The 19570-nt window shown below is 59.5% G+C and carries 17 protein-coding genes and 1 pseudogene; 13 read left to right on the forward strand and 5 right to left on the reverse strand.

The features are described 5' to 3' along the window. Positions 1–246 precede the first annotated feature (246 nt). Entirely contained in the window at positions 247–2442 is a 2196-nt protein-coding gene (locus AB4N76_RS20405) for a hypothetical protein (protein ID WP_046029366.1), read from the reverse strand. A gap of 197 nt (positions 2443–2639) precedes the next feature. Here AB4N76_RS20405 and AB4N76_RS20410 point away from each other — a divergent pair, with 197 nt between their 5' ends. After that, positions 2640–3536 carry an NAD(P)-dependent oxidoreductase gene (locus tag AB4N76_RS20410; RefSeq protein WP_077430765.1) on the forward strand — a complete coding sequence of 299 codons (897 nt, stop codon included), beginning with the start codon at positions 2640–2642 and terminating at the stop codon, positions 3534–3536. A gap of 86 nt (positions 3537–3622) precedes the next feature. On the opposite strand, the gene AB4N76_RS20415 is transcribed toward AB4N76_RS20410, so the two are convergent. Then, complete coding sequence (locus AB4N76_RS20415; RefSeq protein ID WP_046029369.1) at positions 3623–3988, reverse strand: YkgJ family cysteine cluster protein; 366 nt, start codon at positions 3986–3988, stop codon at positions 3623–3625. 290 nt (positions 3989–4278) lie between these two features. On the opposite strand from AB4N76_RS20415, the gene AB4N76_RS20420 reads away from it, so the two are divergent. Then, complete coding sequence (locus AB4N76_RS20420) at positions 4279–5628, forward strand: spinster family MFS transporter (RefSeq protein ID WP_046029371.1); 1350 nt, start codon at positions 4279–4281, stop codon at positions 5626–5628. A 204-nt stretch (positions 5629–5832) separates the two neighbouring features. Here AB4N76_RS20420 and rapA read toward each other — a convergent pair whose 3' ends face one another. Continuing rightward, positions 5833–8679: an RNA polymerase-associated protein RapA gene (rapA, locus tag AB4N76_RS20425; RefSeq protein WP_109788040.1), complete on the reverse strand. Its 2847-nt coding sequence runs from the start codon at positions 8677–8679 to the stop codon at positions 5833–5835. 218 nt (positions 8680–8897) lie between these two features. On the opposite strand from rapA, the gene AB4N76_RS20430 reads away from it, so the two are divergent. From AB4N76_RS20430 to ccoM, 3 genes are all read left to right on the forward strand, one after another. Next, on the forward strand, positions 8898–9239 hold the full coding sequence (locus tag AB4N76_RS20430; protein WP_046029374.1) for a hypothetical protein: 342 nt from the start codon (positions 8898–8900) through the stop codon (positions 9237–9239). A 72-nt stretch (positions 9240–9311) separates the two neighbouring features. Next, the gene (locus tag AB4N76_RS20435) at positions 9312–9473 is read left to right on the forward strand and encodes a hypothetical protein (RefSeq protein WP_008074569.1); all 162 of its coding nucleotides are present in this window, start codon (positions 9312–9314) and stop codon (positions 9471–9473) included. A 144-nt stretch (positions 9474–9617) separates the two neighbouring features. After that, positions 9618–9731 carry a cytochrome c oxidase subunit CcoM gene (ccoM, locus tag AB4N76_RS20440; RefSeq protein WP_028622453.1) on the forward strand — a complete coding sequence of 38 codons (114 nt, stop codon included), beginning with the start codon at positions 9618–9620 and terminating at the stop codon, positions 9729–9731. Between the two features lie 281 nt (positions 9732–10012). On the opposite strand, the gene AB4N76_RS20445 is transcribed toward ccoM, so the two are convergent. Together AB4N76_RS20445 and AB4N76_RS20450 are read right to left on the reverse strand one after the other, a co-directional pair. Then, positions 10013–11488 (reverse strand): inorganic phosphate transporter, encoded by a 1476-nt coding sequence (locus tag AB4N76_RS20445; protein ID WP_046029381.1) that lies wholly within the window; start codon positions 11486–11488, stop codon positions 10013–10015. Positions 11489–11865: 377 nt separating this feature from the next. Beyond that, positions 11866–12066 carry a hypothetical protein gene (locus tag AB4N76_RS20450; protein ID WP_007935837.1) on the reverse strand — a complete coding sequence of 67 codons (201 nt, stop codon included), beginning with the start codon at positions 12064–12066 and terminating at the stop codon, positions 11866–11868. A 672-nt stretch (positions 12067–12738) separates the two neighbouring features. Here AB4N76_RS20450 and pcaR point away from each other — a divergent pair. From pcaR to pcaG, 8 genes and pseudogenes are all read left to right on the forward strand, one after another. After that, positions 12739–13581, forward strand: coding sequence for a pca regulon transcriptional regulator PcaR (gene pcaR / locus AB4N76_RS20455; protein ID WP_008074568.1), 843 nt, complete (start codon positions 12739–12741; stop codon positions 13579–13581). A 281-nt stretch (positions 13582–13862) separates the two neighbouring features. After that, positions 13863–14523 (forward strand): annotated as a pseudogene (locus tag AB4N76_RS20460) (MFS transporter); the annotation flags it as partial. Positions 14524–14538: 15 nt separating this feature from the next. Further along, positions 14539–15066, forward strand: a complete 528-nt coding sequence (locus tag AB4N76_RS20465; protein WP_460164628.1) for an MFS transporter — start codon at positions 14539–14541, stop codon at positions 15064–15066. A 282-nt stretch (positions 15067–15348) separates the two neighbouring features. Further along, complete coding sequence (locus tag AB4N76_RS20470) at positions 15349–16206, forward strand: CoA transferase subunit A (RefSeq protein WP_201149563.1); 858 nt, start codon at positions 15349–15351, stop codon at positions 16204–16206. Then, positions 16206–16985, forward strand: a complete 780-nt coding sequence (locus AB4N76_RS20475) for a CoA-transferase subunit beta (RefSeq protein ID WP_046029383.1) — start codon at positions 16206–16208, stop codon at positions 16983–16985. Before AB4N76_RS20470 ends, AB4N76_RS20475 begins: the two co-directional genes overlap by 1 nt. After that, the gene (pcaF, locus tag AB4N76_RS20480) at positions 16982–18187 is read left to right on the forward strand and encodes a 3-oxoadipyl-CoA thiolase (RefSeq protein ID WP_175649016.1); all 1206 of its coding nucleotides are present in this window, start codon (positions 16982–16984) and stop codon (positions 18185–18187) included. The genes AB4N76_RS20475 and pcaF overlap by 4 nt, the downstream gene beginning before the upstream one ends. A 37-nt stretch (positions 18188–18224) precedes the next feature. Continuing rightward, positions 18225–18929, forward strand: coding sequence for a protocatechuate 3,4-dioxygenase subunit beta (gene pcaH / locus AB4N76_RS20485; RefSeq protein ID WP_046029385.1), 705 nt, complete (start codon positions 18225–18227; stop codon positions 18927–18929). 1 nt (position 18930) lies between these two features. After that, positions 18931–19497 carry a protocatechuate 3,4-dioxygenase subunit alpha gene (pcaG, locus tag AB4N76_RS20490; RefSeq protein ID WP_046029386.1) on the forward strand — a complete coding sequence of 189 codons (567 nt, stop codon included), beginning with the start codon at positions 18931–18933 and terminating at the stop codon, positions 19495–19497. Positions 19498–19570 lie beyond the last annotated feature (73 nt).

Here is a 19570-nt window from a genome sequence, read left to right on the forward strand (position 1 = left end):
ATGGCACGTTGCCGTGGAGAAAGGCCACGTACAGGGCCAGCATCACGGTAACGTAAACGTAACGGGCACAGTTCAGTGAGCAGCCGAAGGGCTGCTTAATTGTTTCTGAATGTTGGGTTTGTGGCGAATCTGAGGCCGCTATCGCGGGCAAGCTCGGCTCCTACAGAGTTCGATGGCGTTCACAAAATTTGTGATCGACATCGTCCCTGTAGGAGCCGAGCCTGCTCGCGATTGGGGCGCCGCTGATTAAGCGGTTTTGCCCGTATGGTTATTCAGCGAAATAACCTTGGTCTTGCCGATGCGGTGACGGTAGATCTCGCGCAGGTACTTGATCGCCTTCTTCACGCAATCGCGTGACAGACGAATGTCGTTGATCGAGACAAACTTGTCTTTGTCATTGATCAGCTCGCGGTACTTCTTCTCGTACATCGGTTTGATCGCGTACCAGTTGGTATCGAGGATCTTCGCCGGGTTTTCGAACTCGTTGAGCAAGTCATCGATCCGGTCTTCGTCGAACTCTTCATTAATGATGAAATCGAGGATCGAGTTGTCCAGCGTCTCGTCGAAGCGGTACGGGTTTTTCGCAAAGCAGCGCTTGATGAAGGCCACGATCAGCGTCAGGAAGTCGTCCGACAGGCACGGGCTCTTGGCGATCAGGGTGGTCAGCGACAAGTTGGCCGAAGCGCCAATCACCAGCGCATAACGCTTGAGCGTGGTGTTCGGGAACAGGCTGTTGAGGTGAGTCTTCAACCGGTTCAGGTCCATGTAGGACAGCTTGTAGTCTTTTGGCAGCGAAACAATCGACACCACCGACGAGCAGTTCTTGAAGAAGTGCAGGTCGTGCAGCGCCGCGGCGTCGTAACCCGAATTCTTGTACTGCTCCAGCGAGGCGCGATAGCGCTTGGACTCGATCGGCAGCAGGCTGATGCCCTCGATCGCCTGGGTCACCTTGTTGAAGTGCGGCAGGTCGATGGAGCGGAAGAACAGGTCGTCGATGTTCAGGCGCTGCGGCTCTTTCTCGAACACCTTGAACTTGTCGCTGCTCGGCGGCGGGGTTTCCGGGACGACGGATTCGGCGTAGGCAATCGCCACCGGGCCGGCCAGGCTCATGAACAGGTCGTTGGCGTCCAGGCGAATGGTTTCGCCGATGTCGATGCCGGCACGACGGAAATAGTTCTGGTCGTAGTCAGTCGTGACCGCCTGCGCTGTCAGAATGTTGAATATCTGCTGCGAGATGTACTGGTTGGCGTGTTTTTCCATCGCATTGACGTCAATGTTCTGGATATTGCCGTCATCGCTTTCTTCGGCATAACGCATGATGTCATTGGAGATCAGCATCATGGCGTTCCATGGGCGGATACGGCCCATGACGCTGGCTTCGCTGCTGTCTTCGTTGGCGAAGTTGTAGGAGAAGTCCCACTCTTCCGACAGGTATTTACACAGTAGGCGTCCGGCGTTGATGTGCAGCGCCTCAGACATTTCACTGCGGTGATCGGAAATGTTCGGCAGCACGCAAATGCCGCTGGTGAAGATCGGCTCGAAGACGAAGGAGTGACCGCTTTTGCCGTCGTGTTCATCCATCGGCTTGGTGTCGAACGTCTTGTTCATGTACGAGTGTTGCTGGGCCAGGCCGAATTCCGAAGCCATGCCCGAACCGGTACCGCCACCGGCGCTGAAGATCGAGAAGTACAGGCGCGACTGGTTGGCTTTGATCCCGCAGCTGTCGATCAGGTACGAGTGAATCATCTTCCAGTCAGGGCTGGAGAAACGCTGGGTGTCCTTGTTCAGGATGATCTTGGCCAGGTACTGACCGAGAATCGGCGCGTTACCGGCGCCACCGGCGTGGACTTCCGACAAGTCCATGATTTTCATTTTGCTGTAGTCGCGCAGGAAGCCGCTCTTTTCGCCTTTGCGCGAGAAACGGATGCGACCGGCAATGTCCTTGTCCAGGTCGCCGAGCATGACCAGCGGCTCTACCAGGAACACCGGTTTGGCACCCTTGTTGGTACCCAGACGCAGGTTGTTACGAATCCATTGCGCCGGGCTGTAGCCCTTTTCCGCAAAGCGTTTGTCCGGCGACAGACGGTCTTCGTTATTGAATTCGTTGAGATAAAACTTGCGGGCGTTGTACACCAGCTCCGCGACGTCCAGGGCGATGTTGGAGCCGCAACGACCCAGGCCAATCAGGCACACCGACGGGAATTCCTGGTCGTTGTGCTGCTCGCTGACGCCTTCCAGATGGGGCGGACGCGGGAACACCATGTCGCGCAGGCCATCGAGGTTATCGAGGATACGGTCGGTGTTGGTTTCGGTGAAATACAGGTACTGCTGAGTGGCCAGCGGGCGCGCCGGGGTCAATGGCTTCGACGATGAGGGGCTGTTCGCCGCGGGGCTCAGTGTCAGATCGGAGACCGTAGTGGCCGGGTTATTTTTAGAAGTCATTGTGCGCCATCTACCTGGACTTGTTGGCTGAGCGACAGCTGTCGTCGAACCATTCACGGAATGGGATCTCGCGTCTTTTTTTGCGCGTATTTGGCCCAAGACTCAGGAACGGGCCTGAGCAACACTGGGGGGAATCCTTTCCTTAGTCATGATGAATCGGCCACTATTCGGCGATCTTTAATCCAAAAGGAGGCTAAATGATGTCAACGCTACCTTCGTTGGGGTTCGCCGGGATCGGCTTGATGGGCCTGCCAATGTGCCGGCGTCTGCTGGCTGCGGGCTATCCGCTGACCGTGTGGAACCGCAATCCGGCCAAGTGCGCGCCGCTGGTTGAGGCCGGTGCCCGACAAGTGGCAACTCCGGCTGAGCTGGGTCAGCACGCCGACATCGTCATGCTGTGCCTGGCGGACACCGCCGTTGTACGTGAAGTGGTTTTTGGCCCGGCCGGGGTGGCGGCGGGAGCGAAAAGCGGCCAGTTGCTGGTGGACTTTTCCAGCCTCGAGCCCGGCGCGACACGAGACATGGCCAAACAGCTGAGTGACACAACCGGAATGAGTTGGCTGGATACGCCGGTGTCTGGCGGCGTGATCGGTGCCGAGGCCGGCAGCCTGGCGATCATGGTCGGCGGCGAGACCGAGGACTTGCAGCGAGTGCATACGGTGTTAATGAACCTGGGCCAGCGTGTTACTCACATGGGCGGCGTCGGGGCCGGGCAGGTGACCAAGGCGTGCAATCAAATGATCGTGGCGTGCAATGCGCTGGTCATTGCTGAAGTGGTGGCGCTGGCCGAGTGTTCCGGGGTAGACGCGCGGTTGATCGCCGAAGCGTTGGCCGGTGGCTTTGCCGATTCAAAACCCTTGCAAATTCTCGCCCCGCAAATGGCCGAAAGCCGATTCGAACCGGTGAAGTGGCATGTGCGCACGCTGCTCAAGGATCTCGACACTGCGGTGAAGTTTTCCCGCGAACAGGGCTCGGCGACGCCACTCAGCGGATTGGCTGCGCAATTGATGCGACTGCATGGGAGCCAGGGTTTCCTGGAAAAAGATCCGTCGACGCTGGTGCAGATGTACCGCGAGCCAAATTCAAAGGCATGACATTGCACGTTTGCTTGCGCTGGTTGATTTCGTTCCGCGCTGGACGCAAATCACCCCGCGGCGCTAATCGCGTTGTGTACTAAGTCTCAGGCACTTTGTTCGTAGGGGATTTCGAACTCGGGTTGCAGGGCCGGCAGGCCAAATGCAGCCCGGGCGGCGTCGCAATCGACATTGGCTTCACCGTTGACCCACGATGCCTCGAACTCCCGACAGGTGCTGGAGCGTTGATCATAAATCGAGCATTTCGTTTCGCTGCCGACGTTGCCCACCAGGCTGACGCAGCGGGTGGGTTTGCAGTCTGTTCCGAGCATCGCTACCCGGCTGGGGCTGATTGAAGCGACCAGATCGTCAGGCACCGTTCCCCCGGCCGAGGTGCATTCACCCCAGAAGAAAGACACACGGAAATGGGAACAGCAGGCACCGCAATTCAGACACGGACTGACTTCGGACATGGGCGATTATCTAAGAGGAGTGGGCACGCAGGGGGGCGGCGAAGGTCGCTATTCTAGGCTTCGCAACGGGCTTTGGAAGGGGGGGCGAAAGGTATTTTTTACCGGCTGTCGGTACCGTGAAAGTGCCGTTGGATGCCCGTGAGTTCCGGGCCTGGCGGTCGGCATGAGTTGCGTGAATGCCATGGGCTGATATCAGCCTTACAAATAATGACAGACAGCTTTGCCGGGCCTCTCTAGATTGAAGATTCCGGGGGCAGTGAGGCCCCAATAACAATAAAAGAGACGGACCCATGCAGAACTCGACCCAAGCGGCGAATGCCTGGCGCATTCTGTTCCTGTTGTTTCTGGCAAACCTGTTCAACTTCTTCGACCGCACCATTCCCGCGATCATCATCGAGCCGATCCGCATGGAATGGCACCTCAGCGACTTTCAGTTGGGGATCGTCGGTACCGCGTTCACCCTGGTCTATGCGATTGCCGGTCTGCCGCTGGGGCGGATGGCCGATACCGGTTCGCGCAGAAAATTGATGGGGTGGGGCCTGGCGGTGTGGAGCGGGTTGACGGCGGTCAATGGGTTGGTGGGCAGCTTCTGGAGCTTCCTGATTGTGCGCATGGGCGTCGGCATCGGTGAGGCCAGTTATGCACCGGCCGCCAATTCGCTGATCGGCGACCTGTTTCCGGCCCACCGCCGGGCGCGGGCGATGGGCATTTTCATGCTGGGTCTGCCGTTGGGGCTGCTGCTGGCATTCTTCACCATTGGCGCCATGGTCAAGGCGTTCGACAGCTGGCGCGCGCCGTTCTTTATCGCGGCAGTGCCGGGGCTGATCCTGGCGATTTTCATGTTCTTCATTAAAGAGCCGAAACGCGGTGCAGCAGAAACCGTACAGGTTTCGCAGGAGCGCGTAGAGCGGCCGATCCGCCGGGTACTGGCGGTGCCGACGTTCCTGTGGCTGGTGATGGCGGGGTTGTGCTTCAACTTCGCGACTTACGCCTGCAACTCATTCCTGGTGCCGATGTTGCAACGCTACTTCCTGATGCCATTGCAGGAAGCGGCGGTGGCGACGGGAGTGATCGTCGGTGTGACCGGTTTGTTCGGCCTGACGATTGGCGGTTGGGTGGCTGACAAGATTCACCAGCGGGTAGCCAGCGGGCGGCTGTTGTTTGCAGCGTTCAGCTTGATTATCTCCACCGTGTGCACGGCTTGGGCGCTGCACTCCGGGCGCATCGAGATCGGCGTGTTTGTGGCGGTCTTCAGCGTGGGCTGGTTGTTTGCCTATAACTTCTATACCTGCGTCTACACCGCGATTCAGGATGTGGTCGAGCCGCGTTTGCGGGCCACGGCGATGGCGCTGTTCTTTGCCGGGCTGTACCTGTTGGGCGGTGGATTGGGGCCGGTGGTGGTGGGCGGTTTGTCCGATCACTTTGCGCACACGGCGATGCTGGCGGCAGGAGCCGAACAGATGACCGAGGCGTTCAAAGCGGTCGGCTTGCACGATGCGATGTACCTGATCCCGGTGGCGTTGTTCTTCACCATGGTCTTTCTGTTTCTGGCGTCGCGGTGTTTTGTGCGCGATGCCAAGCGGATGAAGGCGGGGTTGGTGGCGGTGGTTGAGCCGGGTATTTCTGTGGCGACTGCCTAATCGCCATCGCGAGCAAGCTCGGCTCCCACACTGATCGAGTGGAACCACAAAATTGTGGGCAACTCAGACCCCCTGTGAGAGCCGAGCTTGCTCCGGGCGGCGTTCCGACGATGAGGCCATCAGCAACAACTTAACAATCAAGCAGACAAAAAAAGGCCCGCATCACTGCGGGCCTTTTTTATTTGGCCGGGTAGAGCAGGGGACTTAACCCGCCACCAACACCCGAATCGCTTCCAGGCGCAACGCCGCTTTTTCAAGCATGGCCAAGCCTTGCTCGCGTTGCTTGCGCAGGGCAACCAGTTCGCTGTCGCGCACCGTCGGGTTCACGGCTTGCAACGCCGTCAGGCGAGCCAGTTCTTCGTCGGTGTCGGCGGCCAGGCGACGCTGCGCTTCGGCAACACGCTCTGCATGACGCGGGAAGATCTTGTCTTCGCCCGCGTTGATCCGTGGCGTCAGCTGGTCACGTTGAGCCTGAATGAACTTGTTGGCGCTGGCACGCGGCACGCTTTCCAGTTGATCGTTCAAGGTCTCGAACGACACCCGGGCCGAGAGGTCATTGCCATTGGTATCGAGCAGGCAGCGCAGGGCGGCCGGCGGCAGGTAACGGCCCAGTTGCAGCGAGCGCGGTGCAACCACTTCGCTGACGTAGAGCAGTTCCAGCAATACGGTGCCAGGTTTCAGTGCCTTGTTCTTGATCAGCGCCACGGCGGTGTTGCCCATCGAGCCGGACAGGACCAGGTCCATGCCGCCCTGAACCATCGGGTGTTCCCAGGTGATGAACTGCATGTCTTCGCGAGACAGTGCCTGGTTGCGGTCGTAGGTGATGGTCACGCCTTCGTCGTCGCCCAGCGGGAAGCTGGCGTCGAGCATTTTTTCGCTCGGCTTGAGGATCAGTGCGTTTTCCGAATGGTCTTCGCTGTCGATGCCAAACGCGTCGAACAGGGTTTCCATGTAGATCGGCAGGGCGAACTGATCGTCTTGCTCAAGAATGTCTTCAACCAGCGCGTCGCCTTCGCCGGCACCGCCAGAGTTGAGTTCCAGCAGGCGGTCGCGACCCGTGTGCAAATCGGCTTCCAGACGTTCACGCTCGGTGCGGGCTTCGTCGATCAGCGCTTGCCACTCACCGTCGTCGGCCTCTTCCAGCAACGGCAGCAGGCGCGGGCCGAACTGATGCTGCAAGGCGTTACCGGTCGGGCAGGTGTTGAGGAACGCGTTCAGCGCTTCGTGGTACCACTGGAACAGGCGCTCTTGCGGACTGGTTTCCAGATACGGCACGTGCAATTCGATCACGTGTTTCTGACCGATCCGGTCCAGACGACCGATACGCTGCTCCAGCAGGTCCGGGTGCGATGGCAGATCGAACAGCACCAAGTGGTGCGAGAACTGGAAGTTGCGACCTTCACTGCCGATTTCCGAGCAGATCAGTACCTGTGCACCGAATTCTTCGTCGGCGAAGTAAGCGGCGGCGCGGTCACGTTCGAGGATGTTCATGCCTTCGTGGAACACCGTGGCCGGAATGCCGGAGCGCACGCGCAGGGCGTCTTCCAGGTCCATGGCGGTTTCGGCGTGGGCGCAAATCACCAGCACTTTGGTGCGCTTGAGCATTTTCAGCTGGTCGATCAGCCACTCGACGCGCGGGTCGAATTTCCACCAGCGCTCTTCTTCGCTGGCGTCCGGCTGGGCCTGGAAGCTGACTTCCGGGTACAGCTCGGCGTGATCGCCCAATGGCAATTCGAGGTATTCGTCAGGGCATGGCAGCGGGTACGGGTGCAGTTTGCGCTCCGGGAAACCCTGCACGGCGGCGCGGGTGTTACGGAACAGCACGCGGCCGGTGCCGTGGCGGTCCAGCAGTTCGCGCACGAGGCGGGCGCTGGCTTCGGTGTCGCCGTCATTCACGGCCGTCAACAGGGCTTCGCCTTCGTTGCCAAGAAAACCGTGAATGGTTTTGTGTGCTTCAGGCGACAGGCGCCCCTTGTCCAGCAGTTCCTGAACGGCTTCGGCCACCGGGCGATAATTTTCGCTCTCGGCGCGGAAGGCGGCCAGGTCATGGAAGCGGTTCGGGTCGAGCAGGCGCAGACGGGCAAAGTGGCTGTCCTGGCCCAGTTGTTCCGGGGTCGCGGTCAGCAGCAGGACGCCGGGAATGGTCTCGGCGAGTTGCTCGACAAGGGTATATTCCGGGCTGGCCTTGTCTTCGTGCCATACCAAGTGGTGGGCTTCGTCGACGACCATCAGGTCCCAGCCGGCGGCAAACAGCGCGTCCTGGGCCTTCTCGTCTTCCACCAGCCACTCAAGCGCAACCAGTGCGAGCTGAGTGTCTTCGAACGGGTTGGTGGCATCGCTTTCGATGAAGCGTTCTTCGTCGAACAGCGCGACTTGCAGGTTGAAGCGGCGGCGCATCTCGACCAGCCACTGGTGCTGCAGGTTCTCGGGAACCAGAATCAGCACGCGGTTGGCGCGACCCGAGAGCAGTTGGCGATGGATCACCAGACCGGCTTCAATGGTTTTACCCAGGCCTACTTCGTCCGCCAGCAGAACCCGCGGCGCAATGCGGTCGGCAACTTCGCGGGCGATGTGCAATTGGTGTGCAATAGGTTGCGCACGCACGCCACCCAGGCCCCAGAGCGAGGACTGCAACTGGCGGCTGGTGTGTTCCAGCGTGTGGTAGCGCAGGGAGAACCAGGCGAGCGGGTCGATCTGCCCGGCGAACAGGCGGTCGCTGGCCAGGCGGAACTGAATGAAGTTCGACAGTTGGGTTTCCGGCAGGGTGACCACTTCGTTCTGCGCGTTGAGGCCGTGGTAGACCAGCAGACCGTCGACATCGTCGACTTCCTGGACGGTCAGTTTCCAGCCTTCGAAGTGAGTGATGGAATCACCGGGCGAAAACCGCACACGGGTGAGAGGCGCATTCCTTAGCGCGTACTGGCGAGTGTCGCCAGTGGCCGGATAGAGCACGGTCAACAAGCGGCCGTCCTGTGCCAGAACGGTGCCTAAACCCAGCTCGGCTTCGCTGTCACTGATCCAGCGTTGCCCCGGTTGATACTGCTGCGCCATGCTGCCTGACTCCCACCTTGAAAAAGCGGGCTATCTTAACGGAATGAGACCTTCAGGGCCAAAGGACTCTCATAAAAACTCGCAGTCTTACGTTAGCCCAACGATGCCGCGCCCGCAGGTCGGGGCACCAAATCGTGCCAAACGGGTCACAGTTTGCGACCGATGGCTCAAGTCGCCATCGCCGCAGCCGACAGCTTGCTGACAGGAGACCAATAATCATGCTGCTACCGATGCTCCCCTTGAGTGCCGTGCCGATCACCTCACAGCAGGACCCGATTCGCCAGCGCCCGGATATTCCGCCGGTGGTGGCGGTGCAGGAGAGCTCGAACGAAAGCACGATCGACCTGCAGCAGCGCGACCCTGAAGAAGCGGCGTTTCAGCTGCGAGAGGAACAGCGTCGCCAGCTGGAGCGCGAGCGTCGTCGTCGCGAAGCCGATGAAGACCCTGAAGAACACCTGGCGATACCCGGTGATGAGTTGAATGCCGACAACACAGTACCGGTGGCGCCATTGATGGAAGATCAACCGCGCCAGGGCTTGTGGGTCGATATCCAGATTTGAGGTTGTGGCTGGTCAGCGCGACCGCCAGACCGCATTATTGCGACACACCTGCCAAACGATGCACTGAGCACCATGAGCCAAGACGACAAACTGATTGATCTCAACGCTGAACGCGCAAAACGGGTTCACGACCTTAATGAAAAACGTCTGAACGAAGTTCGTCAGGCGTTTGAGCAGGCGATGCCATTGGGTAAAGCCAAGAAGAAACCGAAGAACAAGCCGAAAAAGCGTTGAAGTACCCTGCACTTATTGATGCAGGTCAGCTGTTACCCCTCCTTTAAGTCCGGTCTCGGGCGATCTTGATCCAAGTCAATTTCTTCTTCCGCCTGTTTGGTTAACTTAGCCCTATCGCAACAGGGCAAGTCCAAGAGGCCAGTCATGTTTTTCGACAACGTGGTGATCGCCGGGGTGCTGACTGTCAGCCTCATGGTTGTGTTTTTCGCAGGTTTTGGATTTTTTATCTGGAAGGATTCGCATAAGCGCAAACCGTAGTTCCTTCTGGATGTAATGAGCACGCAAGGCATTTTGGGCAACTTCGGTTGCCCTTTTTTTTGCCTGCAAATCTATCGGAATAAGCCGACCTATTGTAGGAGCCGAGCTTGCTCGCGATGGGGCCATACCATTCAACATTCATGTTGCCTGTAAGGCCGCGATCGTCGGAACGCCGCCCGGAGCAAGCTCGGCTCCTACAGGTTATGGGGTTTTTTGGGGGTTCCGGAGGCAATAAAAAGGCGCGAACCTCACGGAACGCGCCTTTTTTGTGCGGCTGTGTATCAGCTGCCGAGTGCCTTCGACGCCAGCCAGAACAGGCCGGCCGACAGGGCCACGGTCGCCGGCAGGGTCAGGACCCAGGCCAACAGGATGGTTTTTACCGTGCCGCCTTGCAGGCCGCTTTTGTTCGCGACCATGGTACCGGCCACGCCCGAGGACAGCACGTGGGTGGTGGAGACCGGCAGGCTGAAAATGTTGGCCAGGCCGATCATGCACGCGGTGGTGATCTGCGCCGACATGCCTTGTGCGTAAGTCATGCCTTGCTTGCCGATTTTCTCGCCGATGGTCAGTACCACGCGTTTCCAGCCAACCATGGTGCCCAGGCCCAATGCCAGTGCTACCGCCAGAATCACCCAGAATGGCGCGTATTCGGTGGTCGTGGTCAGGTCTTTGCGCAGTTTGTCCAGGTCAGCCTTTTCGCGGGCATTGAGATTAGGCAGCTTGCCGACTTTCCTTGCGGTGTCATCCAGGCAGAGCAGGTAGCGACGTACTTCGATGCGGCTTTCCGACGTCAACGAGTGGTAGTCCGATACACCATTCAGGGTGCCGAGCAGGGCGGTGATGGTCGGTTCGGTCTGTTGCGGGTTGCAACGGAATTTCTCCGGCAGATCACCTTCTATGCTTTTGCCCAGCGCCAGGTATTCACCCAGGGTGTCGGCATTGCGCTTGTAGAACTGGCTCAGGTGCAGGGTCGCATCGCGAGTCCGTTCGATCTGGTAAGTCGTGCTGCTCAGGTCGAGTACGAATTGAGCCGGCACGATACCGATCAGCACCAGCATGATCAGGCCGATACCTTTCTGGCCGTCGTTCGAACCGTGCACAAAGCTCACGGCCATGGCCGAGATCACCAATACCAGGCGGTTCCAGAACGGTGGGTGCTTCTTGTCATCGAGCTTGCGGCGCTGGTCCGGTGTCTTGTGCATCTTGGACAGGGGACGCCACCATTTAAGGCCGATCAACACCAAGGCCGCGACAAGGAAGCCAGCCATTGGTGAGAACACCAGGGAAGCACCGATATCGATCGCCTTCTGCCAGTTCACGCCATCCGCCAACGGAATATCGTTGATCAATGCGTTGGCCAGGCCGACACCGAGGATCGAACCGATCAGGGTGTGGGAGCTGGAGGCCGGGATACCGAAGTACCAGGTGCCCAGGTTCCAGGTGATGGCGGCAGCAAGCAGCGAGAACACCATCGCCAGTCCGTGACCGGTATTCACATTGATCAGCAGTTCTACCGGCAACAGGTGAACGATGGCATACGCCACGCCAACACCGCCCAGCAGCACGCCGAGGAAGTTGAATACCCCGGAAAAGAACACCGCCAAATGAGGCGGCATGGCTTTGGTGTAGATAACAGTGGCCACCGCGTTTGCGGTGTCATGAAAGCCGTTGATGAACTCGAAGGCGAGGACAAAGGCCAGGGCGAGCAAGAGGCTCACAAGCACCCAAGCATCCAGTCCGCTGAATAAATCGATCATGAAGGTTTTCTGACCCGGTCGTAAGGGGGCGCGATTATGCCAGAAAAGACTGCTAATCAATGCACTAGGTGCTCATCGGTAACATTCTTCAACGAAATAGTTTGTGACGAACGCCTATCTCCCAGCGTTTTACCGGGTTTTTCAAACCATTGAATTCATTGGGGAATGCAGCAGCCACAAGGGTTTCTCCCGTGAAGTCGAGAGGCTTGAACGCTTGTGTGAAATATCTGAGAAGAGGGTCAGAAATGAGCCTTTTGCCTCATCCGATGGGTGAGGGAGCCGCTGCCCGCTTGTAGCAGGCGCGAAAGGCTTCATTGATGCAACCCGCTTTTAACGGGAGCAGACGCAGACCCTTGAAGGGATTCGGGCCGAGGCAGTCAGGGCTCTTCGGCTTTGAGTTCCTTTTCCATCTTCTGCAATTCCTGAGTAAACGCCTGATCCTGAACGGTGGCGCGTTTACGCCAGGGTTTACGTTCCGGCTCGGGCTGGGCGGCGTAGGTGGTGACTTCTCCGCCGTAAACTTCCTTGTAACGTTGTTCCTGGCGCTCAAGTTCCGCGCGCAGTTCGTCTTTCGTCACAGTGCTACCTGTTTGAGTTGAGATAAATTCCGGTGAATCGCGCTGCATCGAGTCGATTGACCACGCTCGTAGAAAGGCTATTGCCAAAGAAGGCAACCTTTTTGACGGCATGCGAACAATACTTCCATGTTGCAGGCGGCCACGACACCAGAGAAAACAGCTGACGCAGCATCAGGTTCCTGTTTCAGCAAGCGCATTGGCGGTGCATATGAATGAGCGTCAGGCGCTTGCTGTGGGCAACGACGATGGGAGATCGTGTTACCGGGTGGCGGACTCGGCGGATAAAAAACCGTTACGCCACTGAATTGTATTATAGCGGTCGATTCGAAGAACACTATCTCCGAGGCGTTAAAAGTAGTTCGTCGTGTGTGATCGTTTTGTTACTCGCAAGTTTCGGCGGCAACTATAACGTCGATGACCTGACGGTGAGCGATGTCTTTCTGACGTCATTAAGGTAAATAAGTTTGATTGTTACTTCGACTTTTTAGAGGGTGTGCAGTCAAGAATAAAAGCCGGCACTTGATGGTGTGAGTGGCGGTAAGCCCGGCGTGGCATGGATTGCGATTACCGGTCGATGGTTCGATAATCGCCCAATCTCGGCAGTACCTGTCTTGTGTGCCAGGCCTGGAGCTGCCTGTAATAGCCGCTGATCCGTGTAGGAAAGGACCTGATATGAATGATCAAATGCGCAACTCCTTTGCTTCAGTGGCGCCGCCCATCGTCGCCTCGCCCGCCAAGCGAATCCAGGCCCTGACCGGTGATCCCGATTTCATGACGTCCCTGGCCCGTGGGCTGGCGGTGGTGCAGGCGTTTCAAGAGCGCAAGCGACACCTGACGATTGCCCAGATCAGCCACCGTACCGAAATTCCCCGCGCCGCCGTGCGACGCTGCCTGCATACGTTGATCAAACTCGGCTACGCCACCACTGACGGTCGCACCTATTCGTTGCTTCCCAAAGTGCTGACGCTGGGCCATGCCTATTTGTCTTCGACGCCGCTGGCGGTTTCTGCCCAGCCGTACCTGGACCGCATGAGTGAGCAACTGCATGAGGCGTGCAACATGGCCACGCTGGAAGGTGACGATATTCTCTATATCGCGCGCTCGGCCACCACTCAGCGCCTGATCTCGGTCGACCTTTCAGTGGGCGGTCGCTTGCCGGCCTATTGCACGTCAATGGGCCGCATTCTGCTCGCCGCACTGGATGACACTTCGCTGCGCGAGTACCTCGATCATGCCGAGCTGCAAGCCAAGACCAGCCGCACATTGCACACGCCCGAGGCGTTGCTCGAATGCCTGCAAGAAGTGCGGCAACAGGGTTGGTGCATCGTCGATCAGGAACTGGAGCAGGGCCTGCGTTCGATTGCCGTACCGGTGTATGACGCCTCCGGCCAGGTGGTGGCCGCCTTGAACGTCAGCACCCATGCTGGCCGTGTCAGTCGTAATGAGCTGGAACAACGGTTTCTGCCAGGGCTGCTCAGCGCCAGCCGCGACCTCAGCGCACAGCTTTTCGCTTAAGCGTCCGTTTAAGCTGTTCGATAAACGCACAGACTCGCGTTTATCGAATTGACGCTCTTTCCCCTTGATCATTACTGTCGCGGCAGCGCCAGCCCTTGGCTGGCACCTGTCCGACTGCGTTCTTGCGTGGAATAAAAATAATGAACCAGCCCCAGTCTGCTGTAGGTAACTGCCTCGACGTGCAGTCCTTCATCAATGCTCAACCCATTTCGCGCTATCAGTGGCGAGTGGTGATCCTGTGTTTCTTGATTGTCTTCCTCGATGGCCTCGACACCGCGGCCATGGGCTTTATTGCGCCTGCGTTGTCGCAGGATTGGGGGATCGACCGCGCCAGTCTCGGCCCGGTCATGAGTGCGGCGCTGATCGGCATGGTCTTCGGCGCATTGGGTTCCGGCCCGTTGGCTGACCGTTTCGGGCGAAAAGTCGTACTGGTCGGCGCGGTGTTTCTGTTTGGTGCCTTCAGTCTGGCGTCGGCCTACAGCACCAACGTCGATCAATTGTTGGTGTTGCGCTTCCTCACCGGCCTGGGTCTTGGCGCGGGCATGCCCAACGCCACGACATTGCTGTCGGAATACACCCCGGAGCGCAAAGTCCTTGCTGGTGACCAGCATGTTCTGCGGCTTCAACCTCGGCATGGCCGGCGGCGGGTTTATTTCCGCCAAACTGATTCCGGCGTTCGGCTGGCACAGCCTGCTGCTGATCGGTGGGGTTCTGCCGCTGATCCTCGCCGTCGTTCTGCTGTTATGGCTGCCGGAATCGGCGCGTTACCTGGTCGTGCGCAATCGCGGCACCGACAAAGTACGCAAGGCCCTGGCGCCGATCGACCCGAGCCTCGTCGCCCAAGCGTCGAGCTTCAGCGTACCGGAACAGAAAACCGTCAAGGCCCGCAACGTGCTGGCGGTGATTTTCTCGGGCACCTACAGCGCCGGCACGTTATTGCTGTGGCTGACCTACTTCATGGGGCTGGTGATTGTGTACCTGCTGACCAGTTGGCTGCCGACGCTGATGCGCGACAGTGGCGCCAGCATGGAGCAGGCCGCGTTCATTGGCGCGTTGTTCCAGTTTGGTGGCGTGCTGAGTGCAGTGGGCGTGGGCTGGGCGATGGACCGGTTCAATCCGCACAAGGTCATCGGCATTTTCTACTTGATGGCCGGGGTGTTTGCCTACGCAGTGGGGCAGAGCCTGGGCAACATCACCTTGTTGGCGACCTTGGTGCTGGTGGCGGGTATGTGCGTCAACGGTGCGCAATCGGCAATGCCATCGCTGGCGGCGCGGTTCTATCCGACGCAAGGGCGGGCGACCGGCGTCTCGTGGATGCTGGGGATTGGCCGTTTCGGCGCGATTCTCGGCGCATGGATGGGCGCGACGCTGCTGGGCCTTGGCTGGAACTTCGAGCAAGTGCTGACAGCGCTGGTGATTCCGGCGGCGTTGGCGACCACGGCTGTGGTGATCAAAGGCATGGTCAGTCATGCGGATGCGACCTGACTTCAGGCTCCAGACTCTATAGCGAATTTGATGGCCTCTTCGCGGGCAAGCCCGCTCCCACAGGGTAGGTGTGATCCACGTGGGAGTGAGCTTGCTCCGGGCGGCGATCCGACGATGCTTTTGGGATAGGTAGCGAGACAACAATCTGTTCGATAAACGAACACTCAGTCGATTATCGGATTGTTTGGCGTTTTGCACAGGCTTAACCTTCAGGCATTCCGGCGCTGCGCATCGCGCCTTTTTCTTCCACTGTCGGTTCATAACAAAACGGGAGCCTGCCCCATGGCTGAAATCCTTTCGCTGCACGACGCGGTGAAGCAATTCGTAAACGACGGCGATACGGTCGCGCTCGAAGGCTTTACCCATCTGATTCCTACGGCGGCGGGTCATGAAATCATTCGTCAGGGCAAGAAAGACCTGACGCTGGTACGCATGACTCCTGACCTGATCTACGACCAGTTGATCGGCGCCGGTTGTGCTCGCAAATTGATTTTCTCCTGGGGCGGCAATCCGGGCGTGGGGTCGCTGCACCGTCTGCGTGACGCCGTCGAGAAACAGTGGCCGCATCCGCTGGAGATCGAAGAACACAGCCACGCCGACCTGGCCAATGCCTACGTCGCTGGCGCCTCCGGCTTACCGTTCGCGGTGCTGCGGGCCTACGCCGGTTCCGACCTGCCGAAGGTCAACCCGCTGATCAAGACCGTCACTTGCCCATTCACTGGCGAAGTGCTGGCCGCCGTGCCGTCGGTGCGTCCGGACATCACCGTGATTCACGCGCAGAAAGCCGACCGTAAAGGCAACGTGTTGCTGTGGGGCATTCTCGGTGTGCAGAAAGAAGCCGCACTGGCCGCCAAGCGCTGCATCGTCACCGTCGAGGAAATTGTCGACGACCTCAATGCCCCGATGAACTCCTGTGTGCTGCCGACCTGGGCGCTGAGCGCGGTCTGCCACGTACCGGGCGGCGCGCATCCTTCCTACGCGCACGGTTACAACGAGCGTGACAACCGCTTCTACCAGGCCTGGGATCCGATTGCCCGCGACCGTGAAACTTTCACCGCATGGATCAACGAATACATCCACGGTAGCGCTGACTTCAGCGAGTTCCAGGCCAAGCTGGCCGCTGCTTCGGAGGCCAAGTAATGACTTACACCACCAATGAAATGATGACCGTCGCCGCCGCACGCCGTTTGAAGAACGGCTCGGTGTGCTTCGTCGGCATCGGCCTGCCATCGAAAGCAGCCAACCTGGCACGTCTGACCTCGTCGCCGGACGTTGTCCTGATCTACGAATCGGGCCCGATCGGTGCCAAGCCGAGCGTACTGCCGCTGTCGATTGGTGACGGCGAACTGGCCGAAACCGCCGACACCGTGGTGCCGACCGGCGAGATTTTCCGTTACTGGCTGCAGGGTGGGCGCATTGACGTCGGCTTCCTCGGCGCCGCGCAAGTCGACCGCTTCGGCAACATCAACACCACCGTGGTCGGCGATTACCATTCGCCGAAAGTCCGTCTGCCGGGTGCCGGTGGCGCGCCGGAAATTGCCGGCTCGGCCAAGAGCGTGCTGATCATCCTCAAGCAGTCGGCGCGTTCCTTCGTCGATAAACTCGACTTCATCACCTCGGTCGGCCATGGCGAGGGCGGTGATTCGCGCAAACGTCTCGGTCTGCCGGGCGCCGGGCCGGTCGGCATTATTACCGACCTGTGCATCATGGAACCGGAAGTCGGTACCCATGAATTCGTGGTCACCGCACTGCACCCGGGCGTGACCCGCGAGCAAGTGGTCGCCGCCACCGGTTGGGCGATTCGCTTTGCCGACACTGTTGAGCAAACCGCCGAGCCGACTGAAGTCGAGCTGACCGCGTTGCGCGATCTGGAAGCTCGTACCGCTGCCGCCCACGGCCAAGCCCCCGGAGAAGCCTGATGCGTGACGTTTATATCTGCGACGCCATTCGCACCCCCATTGGCCGTTTCGGCGGCGGGCTGTCGACCGTTCGTGCCGATGACCTGGCCGCCGTGCCGATCAAGGCCCTGATGGAGCGCAACCCGTCGGTGGACTGGAACGCAGTGGACGAGGTGTTCCTCGGCTGCGCCAACCAGGCCGGCGAAGACAACCGTAACGTCGCACGCATGGCGTTGTTGCTGGCGGGCCTGCCGGAAACCATTCCGGGCGTGACCCTCAATCGCCTCTGCGCCTCGGGCATGGATGCCATCGGCACCGCGTTCCGCGCCATCGCCAGTGGCGAAATGGAGCTGGCGATTGCCGGCGGCGTCGAGTCGATGTCCCGCGCGCCGTTCGTAATGGGCAAGGCTGACGCGGCGTTCTCGCGCAACATGAAGCTGGAAGACACCACCATCGGCTGGCGTTTCATCAACCCGTTGATGAAAGCGCAATACGGTGTGGATGCGATGCCGCAGACCGCTGACAACGTGGCGGACGATTACGAAGTGTCCCGTGAGGATCAGGACGCTTTCGCACTGCGCAGCCAACAACGCGCCACTGCCGCGCAAGCCGCAGGATTTTTCGCCGAAGAAATCGTCGAAGTGCGCATTGCCCACAAGAAGGGTGAAACCGTGGTGACGCAGGACGAACACCCTCGCGCTGATACCACCCTGGAAACCCTGGCCAAACTCAAGCCGGTCAACGGCCCTGACAAAACCGTCACGGCTGGCAATGCGTCCGGTGTGAATGACGGCGCGGCGGCGTTGATTCTCGCCTCCGGTGAGGCGGTGAAGAAACATGGCCTGACCGCCCGCGCCAAAGTGCTGGGCATGTCCAGCGCCGGCGTTGCCCCTCGGGTAATGGGTATTGGCCCGGTGCCGGCGGTGCGCAAACTGACCGAGCGCCTCGGTCTGGCTGTCAGCGATTTCGACGTGATCGAACTCAACGAGGCCTTTGCCAGCCAAGGCCTGGCGGTGCTGCGTGAATTGGGAATTGCCGACGATGCAGCCCAGGTTAACCCGAACGGCGGCGCCATTGCGCTCGGCCATCCGCTGGGCATGAGCGGTGCGCGTCTGGTGCTGACCGCGTTGCATCAGCTGGAAAAAACCGGTGGCAAGAAAGGTCTGGCGACCATGTGTGTTGGCGTCGGTCAGGGTCTGGCCCTGGCGATCGAACGCGTCTGACACGCTGCGTCGACTAATAAGAACAGAGGAAAGCGAAATGACTGACAAGCCTGGTTACCGTCGTCCGCAGGAGGGCACCCAGCCCGAGTACCTGCACCCGACGTATCAATCCACCAACCTGCGCTCACCGTCCAAACCGTTGGTGTTTTTGCCTCATTCGTTGTCGGAAATCACCGGACCGACCATTGGCGCTGAACGCGTTAACGAGACGGACAACGACCTGACGGCTCAGCACAAAGGCGAGCCGTTGGGTGAGCGCATCATCATTCACGGCCGCGTGCTGGATGAAAACGGTCTACCGGTGCCGGGCATTCTGGTGGAAATCTGGCAGGCCAACGCCGCCGGTCGCTACAACCATGCTCGCGACCTGCACGACGCGCCGCTGGACCCGAACTTCACTGGCACCGGCCGCACCGTGACCGACGCCGATGGCTGGTATCAGTTCCAGACCATCAAGCCCGGCGCCTACCCGTGGGGTAACCACCACAACGCGTGGCGCCCGGCGCACATCCATTTCTCGCTGTTCGGGCCGAGCATCCTGACGCGCCTGGTGACGCAAATGTATTTCCCCGGCGACCCGCTGTTGGCGTATGACCCGATCTACAATTGCGTACCCGACACCCGCGCCAAGGAGCGTTTGATCGCCACGTTCGATCTGGAAAAAACCGTCCCTTCCTACGCCCTCGGTTATCGCTGGGACATCGTCTTGCGCGGCCGCGATGCCACGCCGATGGAGAAATAAGATGACGCTGAACGCGACCACGTCCCACACCGTCGGGCCGTATTACCACATCGGCCTGACCTGGCTGAACCGCGAAGACCTGACCGTCGCACAAACCCTGGGTGAGCGCGTGGCGATCACCGGGCAAGTCGTCGATGGCAATGGCGACTTCGTCAATGATGCGATGCTGGAAGTCTGGCAGGCCAACGCGGCCGGCAAGTACGACCACCCGGAGGATGATCAGGACAAGCCGCTGGACCCGAACTTTGAAGGCTTTGGCCGGGTGCCGGTAGATGCCGAAGGGCGCTTTCGTTTTACCACCATCAAGCCGGGCACGGTTGAAGGCCTGAAAGGCTCGACCCAGGCACCGCACCTGGTGGTGCTGGTGTTTGCTCGTGGATTGGTGAAGCACTTGCTGACGCGTATTTACTTTGATGGCGAGCCGGCGAACGTGTCGGACCCGTTGCTGGAGTGCGTGCCGGCCGAGCGCCGCAGTACCTTGCTGGCGAAGCAGGATGCGTCCGGTGTTTACCAGTGGAATGTGATCCTGCAAGGCACTGATGCCGAGACGGTGTTCTTCGACTATTAAGAACACCGCCAATCCCTGTGGGAGCGGGCTTGCTCGCGAAAGCGGTGTGTCAGGCAACATTTACATCGACTGA

The sequence above is a fragment of the Pseudomonas sp. S2_F03 genome, from assembly GCF_054668335.1.